We start from the raw sequence: 13,350 nt of genomic DNA, 5'->3' as shown, positions 1-13,350 counted from the left end.
GCCGATGTGCTCTGCCGAACACTTCCTGGTCTCACCTTCGACCGCGAGGTGGGAAAGGTCAACCCCACGACTGCGGAGACGCCCGCCGTCAAAGGACGAGCGCCTCCGCTGATCGCAATCGTCAGTTCCAGTAGGAGGCTGAACGCGATCGCATGCTGTCGCGGAACTGAGCGGTCGACTTTTCGAGCAGCTCACCGGTGCCCCAGTCGAGGACGACGCCGTGTTGTCGGACGACGTCGTGAACAGACAGCTCGCCGTCACGGTAGCGACGTGCGACCTCGGAGGCATCAGCGTCCAACCAGGAATCGCGCTCGGCGCGGATCTTTTCGCGCTCCCGTGCTGTCGCCCCTTCATCGATCTCGTACTCGTCGAGTTCCGCATCGATCTCATGGACGACGACACCGTAGTCCTTGGCCGCACGATCGATGGAGACGTAGCCGTCGATGACATCCTCGAGGACCTCAGCGGTTGGACGCTCCAGCGGATCGCCGAAGCCGCCTCCACCAGCGCTCGGGCGCTCGAATGTGTCACCGGGGCTGATTGCCACGTTCGAGAAAGTTGCTCCCAGATAGTGGGAGTTCTCCGATGCGGGGTTGAGCCATACACCGTGGGGGATCGACGGAAGGCCACCGTTGATTCCCCACGTCGTCGACCGGCCGCGATCACAGCAGTAGCTCATCACCGCGCCGGCCGCGTCTGTGAGGATGCCGCCCTTGTTCACCCCGCAGCCTCCGCGGAAACGCCCGGGCCCGCCGGAGTCGGTGTTGATCGAATGCTGTGTGGTGATCACCGGTGTCAGTCGTTCCTGACCTTCGACCGGCTGCACGGCAAGCCCGGTGCCGAAGACCGGTGAGGTTGCTGAGGACCCGTCCTTGGTCGACCGACCGCCCCAGCCACCGGCCATCCAGTCATACCACATGAAATACGGATTCGACTGCGACCGTGCATCGTGCCCGCCGACGAGCAGGTACTCCAGGTTGAAGGCGCAGGCCATCGCTCGTTCGGGCATGATGTGAGACCATAGTTCGAAGATCGCGTTCATGACCTTTTCGTAAGGACCCGAGCAGAAACCGGTCACAGCATGCGGCCAACCTGCGTTGACGACCGTTCCCTCTTCTCCGATCTCTGCTGTCACAGCTTCATAAAAGCCTGAGTTGAGTGGGACCTCGGGGAAGAAGGTCTTCGTGCCGGCATAGATTGCAGAGAATGTCGTTCCGTATCCGGAGTTGAGGAATGTTGAAACGGCTTCGGCTGATCCGGTGAGGTCATAGTGAATGCCTGAGCCGTCCAGTGTGAGCTTGACCCGGATCGGCACCAGGCCTTCACCCTTAGCGGGATCGCCATCGAGGTAGTCGACAGTCTCCCACTCTCCACGGGGCAGGTCGCCGAGGCTGGCGAGCACGGTGCGGCAGACATAGTCCTGTGTCTCCTGCATTGCATCGAGAACCGTGTCCTTCGAGTATTTGTCGACAAGGCGCAGGACCTCGCGCTCACACACAGCTGTTGCTTCAGCCTGGGCATTGAGGTCGCCGAGTGCTTGATCAGGGGCACGCGTATTCGACACGAGCAGCTGAGCCACATCGTGGAGGAACCGGCCTCTGTGCCATACCCGCAGCGGGGTGATGCGGAGCCCCTCGCCGAAGTGCTCGCTGGCGGAGACGTCGAACGAGCCGGGCACGGATCCGCCGATGTCGGCCCAGTGGCCCTTGTTCTGCGCGAAGCCGATGATCTCGTCGTCCGCGAAGATCGGGCGAATGAAGCTGACGTCATTGAAATGAGTGCCGCCGCGGTAGGGGTCGTTGATGAGGAAGACGTCTCCGGGATTGATATCGTCGCCGAACTCTTCCATCACTGCTTTGCATTGGAAGTGAAGGGTGCCGACGTGGACGGCGATGTCGGCGCTGCCCTGCATCACGGTATTTCCGTGACGGTCGCAGAGTGCAGATGAGAAGTCCCTCGAATAGATGACGAAGGAATAGCAGGTCCGCAGAATCTGCTCACTCATGAGATCGACACTGGTCGCGAACGCGTTTTTGAGTACTTCGAAAGTCACCGGGTCGAGCGTGGAAGTCGACTTTTCCGTTGTTGTGGTCATTGGTCTCTCCTCACAGGCCGTTCTGTGTCGAATCGTCGGAAGCGGTTTCCAGTGCAGGCTCGTCTGCCTCGGTTGTCAGTGCAATGCGGATGTTGAACCACTCGTCGATCACCGCGGATGAATCCGGCGGGATGACCGTGGTCGAATCGATCTGGTTGAGAATTGCGGGCCCGATGAATGCCGCTCCGGACGGAAGGTTCTCCCGCTGGTAGACAGGCGTCGAGTGCCATTGACCGTCGAAGAAGACTTCCCGCACCTCGATGGGCTCTCCTGGATCCTTGCTGCTGGCCGGTGTCGGTTTGAACGTCGGTTTCGGTGTCTTGCCGAGAGCCTTCAAGTGCAGTTGATAGATCTCGACAGGGGTGTCGTCCTGTCGGAACGCGTACTGCTTTTCGTGTTCTTCGTGGAACAACTGAACTGCCTCGCGCAACGCGTTCGGCCCGGAACCCATTTTGACCTGCAGCGAACGCCACTGGCCGTGATAGCGCATCGAGATCCCGCGCTCGAACACGGCATCTTCTTCTGCCACCTTTTCGTGACGTAGGCGATCTCGTCCTTCCAGCTCGAGCTCACGGAAGTGCTGTTCGACTGTTTCTGCGTCGGCTGAATCTGCGACGCCGGTGAACATTTGGGACAGATCGTGCTGGATGTCGACAAGCAGACACCCGAGGGCCGAGGTGACTCCGGGGCTTGGTGGCACGATTACAGAAGGAATATTGAGTTCGCGAGCGACATCGGCTCCATGCAATGCTCCAGCACCGCCGAAGGCGATGAGTGCGAAATCGCGGGGATCGAGTCCGCGGCGGATAGACACGAGCCGGACGGCATCCGCCATGTTTGCGTTGGCCACCTTGACGATGGACTCGGCCGCGGAATCGACATCGAGCCCGAGGGGATCGGCGATCTTCTCCTTGATGGCAGATTTTGCACTCTCGCGATCCAGTGTCATCTCTCCGTCGGCAAGATCAGTGCCGAGCCGATTGAGCCAGAGGTTGGCATCCGTGTTCGTCGGTTCTGACCCACCGCGGCGATAGCAGACCGGGCCAGGATCGGCACCGGCCGACTGCGGTCCGTTCCTCAACGACCCGGCAATATCGATGTGCGCCAGGGATCCGCCTCCCGCACCGATCGTGAGAACTTCGATGCTGGGGAAGACGATCGGGTGACCGTATTCGACCTCCCATTCATTGGTTTCACGCAGCTCGCCATCGGCAATGAGCGAAATGTCCGTCGAGGTGCCGCCCATGTCGAGGCCGACTGCATTGGCATGACCGCATTGCTCGGCGACATGTTGAGCGGCAATAGCGCCGGCGGCGATTCCCGAGGCCGCCAGGCGCACCGGGAAGTGTTTGACCATCTCGGCGGTCATGGACCCGCCGCCCGAGTGGAGCAGCAGAAGCTCGCCGGTGTATCCGTCGTCAGTCAGGTTATTATCCAGTTGTTCGACGTATCCGGAGACCAATGGGCCGAGTACCGCATTGGCTACGGTGGTATTGAAACGGTTGTGTTCAAAGATCTCGGGAAGAACTTCGGCCGAGGTGGAGATGCTGGCCTCGGGGAGCTCCTCACTGAGAATCTCTCGCATGCGGATCTCATGTGCGGCATTCGCGTAGGAATTGATGAAGCAGACTGCCACCGTATCGACCCCGCGCTTCTTCAGTAGGCGCCCGAGCTGTCGCGCTTCATCTTCGTCGAGTACGGTGACGATGTTGCCTGAGAAATCTATGCGCTCAGTGACCTCGAAACGGTCACGCCGACGGATATAGGGACCGGATACGTCGGAGTACGCATCCCAGAGATCGTTCTTCGTTCCGTCTCGGATCTCGATGACATCACGGAAACCTTTGGTTGTCACCATCGCAGATTTGGGAAAATTACGAGTAATGAGTGCATTGGTGGCAACTGTCGTTCCATGGGAGAAGAGCTCGACTTGTTCGAGGTCGACGTCGGCCCGACGCACGCCGTTGAGGACTGCTTCCATTGGGTTGCTGGGGGTCGAAGGGACCTTCGTAACCCGCATTTGTTGGGTGGATTCGTCAAAGATGCAAATGTCAGTGAAAGTACCGCCGACGTCGACGGCGACTCGCAGATCAGCCACGGGGCTCTCTCCTTTGATTGTGATGTGCTTCATAGCCTGACTTCAGCCTGGCTCCTTGGTCAATGGAGCAATCGAAAGTTCTGTGGGACGATTTTGTGGAACTTACAAAATCGATTCATGGCCGCTGTCGGCAGGAGAATACGTAGTGCGCGCACGCCAGGAAATATCGCAGGAGCGGATCTTCGACGAGTTGCTCATGTCTTTGGACGCTGTCGACCCGGTGGAGTCGATGCTGAAGAAGGTTGTCCGGCTCTGTGGTGGATCCGCGCTTGTGATCAACGAGCTCGGTGAGGTCGTACGTTCGGTCGGCGCTGCGCCGAGCCACCTTCTTTCCGAGTGGATACGGTCTTCGGTGTTCTCCGGTGACGTCGGGTCGGGTTCACATTGCGAGACGATTCGCGGGACGATCGGCCGGTGGGCTGTTTCCGCACGGACGATGAGGATCCGATTACGAGACCACGCGGTCGTCGTTGCCAGTCATGATGATGAGGAAGCGGTTGCAGACCGGCGTGCCGAGGTGGATGCCGTACTTGACACCGTGTCCAAACTTTTGCGCGCCTTTGCCGGCTTCGAGTCGTTTTCCATCAGCAATCGCAACGAGGAATCGGCACGCCTGCTGCGGGACCTTGAGGCGGGAATCTCTGTTGGACGCGAGGCGAGTCTGTGGCGATCGCTGGAGCGGTTCGGGTTTTCGGCATTCGAGCCGGTACGAGTCCTGAGGATTCGGACGGACCCCGAACAGACTTCAACGGAACTGCGACGAGCCGAAGTCGGCAACGGACTGCTGCTGAGTGATTCGGGGACGATGCCGACCGAGATTGAGATGATTGCTCTCTGTAAGGCGGACTACGAAATCAGGCAGAGGTTTGATGAGCCGGGCCTGATCGGAATCGGCATCTCTGGGCCATTCACTGCTCTCAGCCAGGTCCCGGAGATGCTCAGGGCAGCGGACGTTGCTCTGGTGGCTGCTGCAGATAGTGGTTTCGCCTATGTTGATGAGATGCGGCCAATCGAGTGGGCCGCGGCGCGAATGAACTCGCGATTTGATCGACAGCTCATCAGTCGATTCCTCGGCCTTCTCTCGGAGAGCGAGGATGCCTGGACGACTTTGACGACATACATCGACTGCGGAGCAAAAATCAGCGAAACCGCCGCCCGGCTCCACGTGCACGAGAACACCGTTCGCTATCGGTTGGGGCAGATCGAGAAGAAGCTCAACCGTCGCCTCGGCGATCCTTTCACTATGGCCGACATCGTCATCGCATTCGAGTCGAAGCGAATGGAAATCGCACGGTGAGCGCGGTCCGATATCAACACCGCGGCAGGCGCCGGCAGCGCCGGCCAGGTCGCGCGGCCCGACTCCCTGACACGCAGCCCCGAGTAGCATGGACCCATGCCCCACCATCTGCTGACTTCGACCCCTCCGAGCGGCAACGGTACCGCTGCAGACGGTGCCGACGGCATCCCCGCCCCCGTTCACCGGCGGCCCGTCCCTGCCCGCCGCAGCCTCATCACTCTCTTCGCGATCCTGCTCGTCGCCTGGGTGGGTGTCGCCGGAGTCGGTGGGCCCTACTTCGGCAAGATCTCCGAGGTGGCCACGAACGATCGTTCCTCATTCCTCCCCGAGTCCGCCGAATCGACCCGAGCACAGGAGATCATCGACCGCTTCAGTGACGACGACTATGTCCCCGCCATCGTCGTTCTCGAGAACACGGACGGCCTCACCGACGACGACTCCGTGGCCTTCGGCGACGTGGCGAAGGAACTCGACGACGACGGTCTGCTTGCCGCCGACGCCTCACCGGTCATCCCCTCGGACGACGGCGACGCCCTCCAACTCATCCTCCCCGTCTCCTCCGACACCACCGCCGATGACGTCGAGAAGATCAGAGACGTCATCGCCAACACCTTCCCGACCGCGAATGCCGCCGATGCGACGCCGGATGAGTCCGGCAACGTCGCCACCCCGGCCACGGTTGCCGATGTCTACGTCACCGGCCCCGCCGGGTTCGCCGCCGACCTCACCGAGGCCTTCGCCGGCATCGACGGGATCCTCCTGCTCGTCGCCCTCATCGCGGTCTTCGTCATCCTCGTCATCGTCTACCGCTCTCCGCTGCTGCCGGTCATCGTCCTCTTCACCTCGGTCGCCGCGCTGTCCGCGTCGATCTTCGTCATCTGGCATCTCGCCGACGACGGGATCCTGCTCATCAACGGCCAGGTCCAGGGCATCCTCTTCATCCTCGTCGTCGGCGCCACCACGGACTATTCCCTCCTCGTCGTGGCCCGGTTCCGCGATGCCCTGCAGACCGAGCCGGATCGTGTTCGGGCCGGGCTCGCTGCGCTCAAGGGCGTGGCCGAACCGATCGCGGCCTCCGGAGGCACCGTCATCGCCGGCCTCCTGGTCCTCCTGCTCACCGACCTTGCGTCGACGCGCGCCCTCGGCCCGGTCGCGGCAATCGGCATCGTCGTCGCCATGCTCGCGGCGCTGACCTTCCTGCCCGCCGCGCTCATCATCATCGGTCGTGCCGTGTTCTGGCCGTTCCGACCCCAGGTGACGACCGCCGAGGTGGGGCTCCGTAAGAAGGGAATGTGGGCCCGGATCGCGGGTGGGATCGCCGCGCGACCCCGCCTGATCTGGATCGGACTCGTCATCCTGCTGGCTCTGCCGCTCATCGCGGTGCCGCAGTTCAAGGCCTCCGGGGTCGCGCAGAGCGAGTTCGTGCTCGGCGAATCCGAGGCTCGTGACGGCCAGGACGTCCTGGCCGAGCATTTCCCAGGTGGGTCCGGAACTCCGACCCAGGTCGTGCTCGATGCGAACGAACTGAGCACTGCCGCCGAGGCGGTCGGCCGCCTCGGCGGGGTCGGTTCGATGACCGTGGCCGCTGAGGATGCCCCGAGCGGAACCATCGGGATCGACGAGGACGGAAAGCTCCAGCTCCCGCAGGGTGGCGCGGGCAGCGGCGCACCGGATGCTGCCGGCGGCTCGGCGGCGATCGATCCCACCGAGGTCGACGGTCAGGTCCTCCTCGAAGTCACCCTCTCCGATGCGGCGGACTCCCTGGCTGCCGAGACGACGGTGACGGAGATCCGCGAGGCCGTCCACGACGTCGACCCCGATGCGCTGGTGGGCGGGCAGACCGCGGTCGACCTGGACACGAACAACACCGCCGAGGCGGACCGGACCCTGGCGATCCCGATCATCCTGGTCGTCATCACGGTCATCCTCATCCTGCTGTTGCGGTCCCTGTTCGCGCCGCTGCTGCTCGTGGTCCTGACCGTACTGTCCTTCGGCACCGCGCTGGGAGTCTCGGCGCTCGTGTTCAACCACCTCATCGGATTCCCGGGCGCCGATCCCTCGGTGCCGCTCTACGCCTTCGTCTTCCTCGTCGCGCTCGGCATCGACTACAACATCTTCCTCATGTCCAGGGTGCGCGAGGAGTCGCTCAAGGTGGGCACAAGGGCAGGCGTGCTCAAGGGGCTCGTGGCGACGGGTGGGGTGATCACCTCGGCGGGCGTGGTGCTTGCGGCGACCTTCGCGGCACTCGGGGTCATCCCGATCATGTTCCTCGTCCAGCTCGCCTTCATCGTCACTTTCGGCGTGCTGCTCGACGCCATCCTCGTGCGCTCGCTCGTCGTCCCGGCGCTCGTCCACGACATCGGACGCGGAGTGTGGTGGCCGTGGCGGAAGCGGATCCCGCAAGACTGAGCCGGGCGGGGATCGGGCGAGCCGCCTCGGCGAGGTCGAACCGATGGTGAAGGGCCGACGGCGGCAACACGATACCCCCGGAGTGAGACCGGAGTCCGGGCGACTCTGCTCAATCTCTCCAGCCGGGGGTACGTTGGGGATGTGCCGGGTACTGACGCCGAGGGGTGGTCGACGGGCCCCGAATCTGGAGCCAGTTATATCATTGAACTACTATTCTGTTGACTATGCAACAAAAGTGTGGCATGACACATCGACGAGCGGGGGCGGACCGATGGACAAGACGACTCCGGTGAGCAGCATGATCAGGCAGAACGGCCCAATCAAGATCGCGGCCTGGCGTCTGATGATGGAGAAGTATCAGGACTTCTATACGAGGTTCGTACACGAGTTCCGGACGCGGCACGGGCTGACCGTGAACGAGTTCGACGTGCTCATCAACGCCCGACCCGAGGCCCAGGTGCGCCATCGAGACCTGCTGCGCAGCCTCGTGATCAGCCGCAGCGCGCTCAGTCGACTGCTCGGCAAGCTCGAGGATCGTGGTTTGGTCATGCAGGAGCCCGACCCGGAGGATCAGCGCGGGGTGCTCGTCGCCCTGACCGAGGAGGGACTGCGGCTCTGCGACGAGGCGGCCGCGACGAATGCCGAGATCATCCTCGACGGTTTCGCCGGGCTCACGGATGCCGAGGCCGACGAGATCTTCGAGCTCGTCTCGAAGATCTGCCCGGTCGAGTAGGGGAGCGGGTGAGCGGCATTCCCGCGGAACTGTCCCCCTCCCCGCCCGCCGCGAAGAGGGCTACGATGTGGCCATGAGCAACGTCGAGACCCGCCCCGTTCAAGTGGTCTGCAAGGCCGGGGGACTGCCCGGGCCGGCCTGTGACCAGCAGGGACGTTCCCCGGTTGAGATCATCACCTCCCGTGAGGTGCCGCTCGGCGGTCCACGGGCGATGATCGTGCGCCGCACCCTGCCGCAGCGGCAGCGCTCCCTCATCGGCCCCTGGTGCTTCGTCGACCACTACGGACCCGCCGATGTCTCGGTCACCGGCGGCATGGACGTCGCCCCGCACCCGCACACCGGGCTGCAGACCGTGAGCTGGCTGTTCGAAGGCGCCATCCAGCACATCGACTCCGGCGGCAACGCGGGCCTCGTCCTGCCCGGCGAGGTCAACCTCATGACCGCAGGCCGAGGCATCTGCCACTCCGAGGTCTCGACCGAGGAGACCACGACCCTGCACGGTGTCCAACTGTGGCTGGCCCTGCCCGAGGCCACCCGCCACCAGCCCGAACGCGAATTCGAGCACTTCGAGCCCGAGCCCGTGAGTCTCGACGGCGGGGAGATGCTCGTCTTTTTGGGCCGCCTCGGCGAAGGTTCGTCTCCGGTGAAGACGGACTCTCCGTTGCTCGGCGCGGAGATCCGCCTCGATGCGGGCGCAACCGTCGACCTTCCGGTCGATCCGCGGTTCGAGCACGGCCTCCTCGTTGATTCCGGTGATATAGCGCTCGAGAACGTCGATCTGCCGGTCGCGACGATCGGCTATACGGGCACCGGCGTGGAGGAGCTGCGCATCGCCAACCGCAGCGACGAACCCGCCCGACTCATCTTCCTCGGCGGCGAACCGTTTCCCGAAGAGATCGTCATGTGGTGGAACTTCGTCGGCCGCACGCATGAGGAGATAGCGCGGTTCCGCGAGGAATGGCAGGCCGAGGGCGAGCGTTTCGGCGCCGTCGAGGGATACGTCGGCAAGGGCGGGCCCGGTCAGAACGCCGATGGCATGGGAAGGCTCCCCGCGCCGAGGCTGCCCAACGTCACGATCAGACCGCGGAAGAATCCGCCGCCGCAGGTCCAAGGTGGACCCGCGGAATAGACCGGACCCGCGGAATAGAACCGCCGCGAATTCCGCTCCACCCAGTACCAGCAGGCCACGACGAAAGGGTTATAGCCATGGTGAAGACATTCGAGGACAAGACCGGCGCCGAGGTGACGGTCTCACTGAACGGATCAACGCAGTCCTATGACATCGCCGTTGCCGACGGGACCGTCGCCGGGCACGCGTACTTCCTGCCCGGGCCGGATCCTGAGACCGAACGCATCTTCCACCACACCGTCGTCGACGAGCAGTTCGGCGGTCGAGGGCTGTCGAAGTTCCTCGTCGCCGAAGCGCTCGATGATTCCCGCGAACGCGGAATCACGGTGGTGCCCGTGTGCCCGCTCTTCGTCAAGAAGCTCCAGGAGGCCGGCGACGACTACACGGCACAGGGCGGGAAGTACCGCAACGCCACCGGCGCCGACATCGACATCGTGAAAAGCCAGGCGTGAGCGGGTCGATGAGCAACGCGAGTCGCCCCTTCATCGACAAGATCCACCCGGAGAACTACAAGACCATGGCCCAGGCGGCCGCGGCATCGCGGAAGGCCTCGCGTGCCGCAGGACTCGATGACGGGCTCATCGAACTCGTGAACACGCGGGTCTCGCAGATCAACGGCTGCCGCACCTGCCTGAGCATCCATGCTCCGGCCGCACGGAATGCCGGGATCTCTCAGCTCAAGCTCGACGTGCTGCCCAGCTGGCACGAGGCTGAGATCTTCACCGATGAGGAGCTCGCGGCCCTGACCCTCGCCGAGTCGCTGACCGTGCTCGACAAGGCCGCCGATCGCGACCAGATCGCAGCTGACGCGGCCCAGCATCTGACAACCGAGCAGATCTCGGCGATCGAGTGGTCGATCATCCTCATCAACGCGTTCAACCGCATCTCGATCGCCAGCGACCACCCGGTGTTCGGAGCTCAGCCGGACTGAGCGTCTGCCGGCCGATTGGGTGCGGTCGACCGAGCGGTTGGACTCGGCGGGCCTCAGTTGAGGATCTGCTGTCATCGTCCGCGCGGATCGCGGCGAGACGCCCCCGCCACATCTGCAGATCCTGCGGGCTCAGGCTGGCTGTGCCGTGGCCCAAGGCTGCTGCGCCGAACGCCACCGACGGGGAGGGCATCGGGCCCGATTGTTGAGACTGCTCGTCCCGGAGGGCTGCTGATCAGTCACACTTGAGCCCGACCGTTGCACGACCGCTGAGCCTGAACGACCGGAGCCCGCCTATGTCCACCTCCACATCGACGACCACCGACGGGGCCACCTCGGCGCCGGTGACCTTCGGAGGTCGACTGCGGCTCATCGGACCCGGAATCGTGCTCGCGCTCGCCAGCGTCGGTGCCTCCGACATGATCACGACGATGAACTCCGGGGCCGAGTACGGTCTCGCGCTCATCTGGGTCTTCACGGTGGGCATCGTGCTCAAGTTCGTGCTCTCCGAGGCGGTCTCCCGGCTGCAGATGAGCGGGGACCGGTCGCTGCTGTCCCACCTCACCGGCTTCGGCGGGCGGACCTTCCCGGTGCTCTTCCTCATCGCCGAACTGCTCGTCGGGCTCTTCTTCGGCGCCGGCGTCGTTGCGGTGACGACGAACATCCTCCAGGCGATCTTCCCGGTGCTTCCGTTCTGGCCGACGGCCGTCGTCGTGCTGCTCTCGGCCTCGGTGCTGGTGGGCATCGGCCGCTACGGTCTCGTCGAAAAGGCGATGATGGGCTTCGGGATCATCATGTTCTTCGGCATCATCGCGCTCGCAATCTCCGTCTTCCAAGGTGACGGCGCCCAACAGGTCGCCGCCGAGACCGTGGTCCCGACGTTCCCGAACACGTCCATCATCACGGTCATGTCGCTCATCGGCGGCGTCGGCGGGGCGACCGGCATCCTCGCGTACTCGTTCTGGATCCGGGAGAAGTCCTGGCGGAGTCCGGACTGGAAAACCGTCGTCCGCCTCGACCTCGTCATCAGCTACGGCCTCGTCTTCGTCTTCGCCGTGGCGATGAGTGCGGTCGGGGCCTTCATCCTCTACGGCCAGGGCTTCACGATCGCGGACAACGACTCACTGTTCGCGATCGCCGACAGTCTGGTCAGCCGCATCGGTGACGTCGGACGGATGGTCTTCCTCATCAGCTTCCTCGCCGTGGTGTACACGAGCGTGCTCGGCGGATTCTCCGGCATCGCCTACGTCACCGCCGACTGCCTGCGAGTGCTCAGGCGTTACCCGCACCAGGACGAGGCGCGCTTCGACATGTCGGCGAAGTCGGTCGAGTTCCGCGGCGCGCTCGTCTACCTCTCGGTGGCGACGCTGGTCATCATGGGACTCGGCAAACCCGTCACTCTCGTCCTCGTCTACGCTGCGATCAGCGCGTTCATCCTGCCGGTGCTCGCGCTCGCCCTGCTCGTCATCCTCAACCGCGGATCCGTGCCGACCGGTCTGCGCAACACCTGGTGGTCGAACACGCTGCTGACGGTGTGCCTGGCACTCTTCGGATTCTTGGCGATCCTCCAGGTCAAGGAGTCGGTGATGGGGTTCATCGGGTGAAGTGAGGCGCACCCGACAACTGTCGGGTGACTGCGCGAAAAGCACGATGGTCTGGCGGTAGTGCCGCGGTGCCGGGGTCGGCATACTTGGTGACATGACACAACGACGGTCACGATTCGACGCGGAGCTCGCCGCGAGTCTGTCCGTCATCGGCGGGGTCTTTCCGCCGACCATCACTCCTTCGCTCATCGACTTCATGCGAGTCTCGTACGCCTCGGAGCCGCTGGCGGAGACTCTCAGCGGCCGTCGGGTCGAACATTCCGAATATCAGGTGCCGGGCCACCTCGGCGAGGACATCACCGTCTCCGTCTTCAGACGATCCGGGGACACCGAACGACGACCGACGATCGTCTACGCCCACTCCGGCGGGCTGATGTTCGGCGATCGCTTCAGCGCGCTCGGCCTCAACCTCGACTGGGTCGAGAGAATCGGTGCGATCCTCATCTGCCCCGAATACCGCCTGGCACCCGAGTTCCAAGACCCCTATGCGCGTGAGGACATGTACGCCGCGCTCCTGTGGACGGCAGAGAACGCCGACACCCTCGGCGTCGACCCCGCCCGACTCATCGTCGCCGGAGCCAGCTCCGGAGGGGGACTGGCCGCCGGAATGGCGCTGGCGGCCCGTGACCGGCACGGACCGAAGCTCAAGGGCCAACTGCTCATCTACCCGATGCTCGACGACCGAGGCATCACACCGTCGACCCATCAGTTCGACGGCATCGGCGTCTGGGATCGGGTGAGCAACGAAACCGGATGGCAGGCGATGCTCGGCGATGACTACCGCACCGAGGCGGTCTCGCCCTACATCGCACCATCGCGTGCCAACGACCTCACCGATCTGCCGCCCGCGTACATCGACGTGGGCTCGGCCGAGATCTTCCGGGACGAAGCCGCCGCCTACGCCTCGGCCCTCTGGAACGACGGCAGCGAAGCGGAGCTGCACGTGTGGCCCGGAGGCTTCCACGCCTTCGACATCTTCGCCGCCCATACACACCTTGCGCAAGGAATGATCAGCACCCGAATGGCCTGGATCGAGAAGCTCTTGGCCGACTGAAAG

General features: G+C 63.7%; 10 protein-coding genes. 8 read left to right on the top strand and 2 right to left on the bottom strand.

Annotated elements, in window-relative coordinates:
• Positions 1–121: 121 nt before the first annotated feature.
• Positions 122–2,095 carry a hydantoinase B/oxoprolinase family protein gene (locus BI49514_RS08350; protein ID WP_101546005.1) on the bottom strand — a complete coding sequence of 658 codons (1,974 nt, stop codon included), beginning with the start codon at positions 2,093–2,095 and terminating at the stop codon, positions 122–124.
• A gap of 10 nt (positions 2,096–2,105) precedes the next feature.
• A complete protein-coding gene (locus BI49514_RS08345; RefSeq protein WP_208634999.1) occupies positions 2,106–4,193 on the bottom strand; it encodes a hydantoinase/oxoprolinase family protein in 2,088 nt (695 codons plus the stop codon).
• A gap of 145 nt (positions 4,194–4,338) precedes the next feature.
• Between BI49514_RS08345 and BI49514_RS08340 the strand changes: the two genes are divergently transcribed.
• The 8 genes from BI49514_RS08340 to BI49514_RS08305 all read left to right on the top strand — a co-directional run bounded on the left by BI49514_RS08340 (position 4,339) and on the right by BI49514_RS08305 (position 13,347).
• Positions 4,339–5,490 carry a helix-turn-helix domain-containing protein gene (locus tag BI49514_RS08340; RefSeq protein ID WP_101546002.1) on the top strand — a complete coding sequence of 384 codons (1,152 nt, stop codon included), beginning with the start codon at positions 4,339–4,341 and terminating at the stop codon, positions 5,488–5,490.
• Between the two features lie 96 nt (positions 5,491–5,586).
• On the top strand, positions 5,587–7,899 hold the full coding sequence (locus tag BI49514_RS08335; RefSeq protein ID WP_101546000.1) for an MMPL family transporter: 2,313 nt from the start codon (positions 5,587–5,589) through the stop codon (positions 7,897–7,899).
• A gap of 235 nt (positions 7,900–8,134) precedes the next feature.
• A complete protein-coding gene (locus tag BI49514_RS08330) occupies positions 8,135–8,632 on the top strand; it encodes a MarR family winged helix-turn-helix transcriptional regulator (protein ID WP_180954367.1) in 498 nt (165 codons plus the stop codon).
• A 73-nt stretch (positions 8,633–8,705) separates the two neighbouring features.
• The gene (locus BI49514_RS08325) at positions 8,706–9,761 is read left to right on the top strand and encodes a pirin family protein (RefSeq protein WP_101545996.1); all 1,056 of its coding nucleotides are present in this window, start codon (positions 8,706–8,708) and stop codon (positions 9,759–9,761) included.
• Positions 9,762–9,838: 77 nt separating this feature from the next.
• Entirely contained in the window at positions 9,839–10,213 is a 375-nt protein-coding gene (locus tag BI49514_RS08320) for a GNAT family N-acetyltransferase (protein WP_101545994.1), read from the top strand.
• Positions 10,214–10,221: 8 nt separating this feature from the next.
• Positions 10,222–10,692 carry a carboxymuconolactone decarboxylase family protein gene (locus tag BI49514_RS08315; RefSeq protein WP_101545992.1) on the top strand — a complete coding sequence of 157 codons (471 nt, stop codon included), beginning with the start codon at positions 10,222–10,224 and terminating at the stop codon, positions 10,690–10,692.
• Positions 10,693–10,985: 293 nt separating this feature from the next.
• Complete coding sequence (locus BI49514_RS08310) at positions 10,986–12,293, top strand: Nramp family divalent metal transporter (protein WP_101545990.1); 1,308 nt, start codon at positions 10,986–10,988, stop codon at positions 12,291–12,293.
• 94 nt (positions 12,294–12,387) lie between these two features.
• Positions 12,388–13,347: an alpha/beta hydrolase gene (locus BI49514_RS08305; protein WP_101545988.1), complete on the top strand. Its 960-nt coding sequence runs from the start codon at positions 12,388–12,390 to the stop codon at positions 13,345–13,347.
• Positions 13,348–13,350: the final 3 nt, after the last annotated feature.

It is taken from the genome of Brevibacterium iodinum ATCC 49514, from assembly GCF_900169265.1.
GTDB classification, from domain to species: Bacteria; Actinomycetota; Actinomycetes; order Actinomycetales; family Brevibacteriaceae; genus Brevibacterium; species Brevibacterium iodinum.
This window is presented reverse-complemented; position numbering and strand designations above follow the sequence as displayed.

Coding starts and splice junctions, on each gene's coding strand:
- BI49514_RS08350 (WP_101546005.1), bottom strand. CDS start 2,095: ATGACCACAACAACGGAAAAGTCGACTTCCACGCTCGACCCGGTGACT.
- BI49514_RS08335 (WP_101546000.1), top strand. CDS start 5,587: ATGCCCCACCATCTGCTGACTTCGACCCCTCCGAGCGGCAACGGTACC.
- BI49514_RS08325 (WP_101545996.1), top strand. CDS start 8,706: ATGAGCAACGTCGAGACCCGCCCCGTTCAAGTGGTCTGCAAGGCCGGG.
- BI49514_RS08320 (WP_101545994.1), top strand. CDS start 9,839: ATGGTGAAGACATTCGAGGACAAGACCGGCGCCGAGGTGACGGTCTCA.
- BI49514_RS08315 (WP_101545992.1), top strand. CDS start 10,222: ATGAGCAACGCGAGTCGCCCCTTCATCGACAAGATCCACCCGGAGAAC.
- BI49514_RS08310 (WP_101545990.1), top strand. CDS start 10,986: ATGTCCACCTCCACATCGACGACCACCGACGGGGCCACCTCGGCGCCG.
- BI49514_RS08305 (WP_101545988.1), top strand. CDS start 12,388: ATGACACAACGACGGTCACGATTCGACGCGGAGCTCGCCGCGAGTCTG.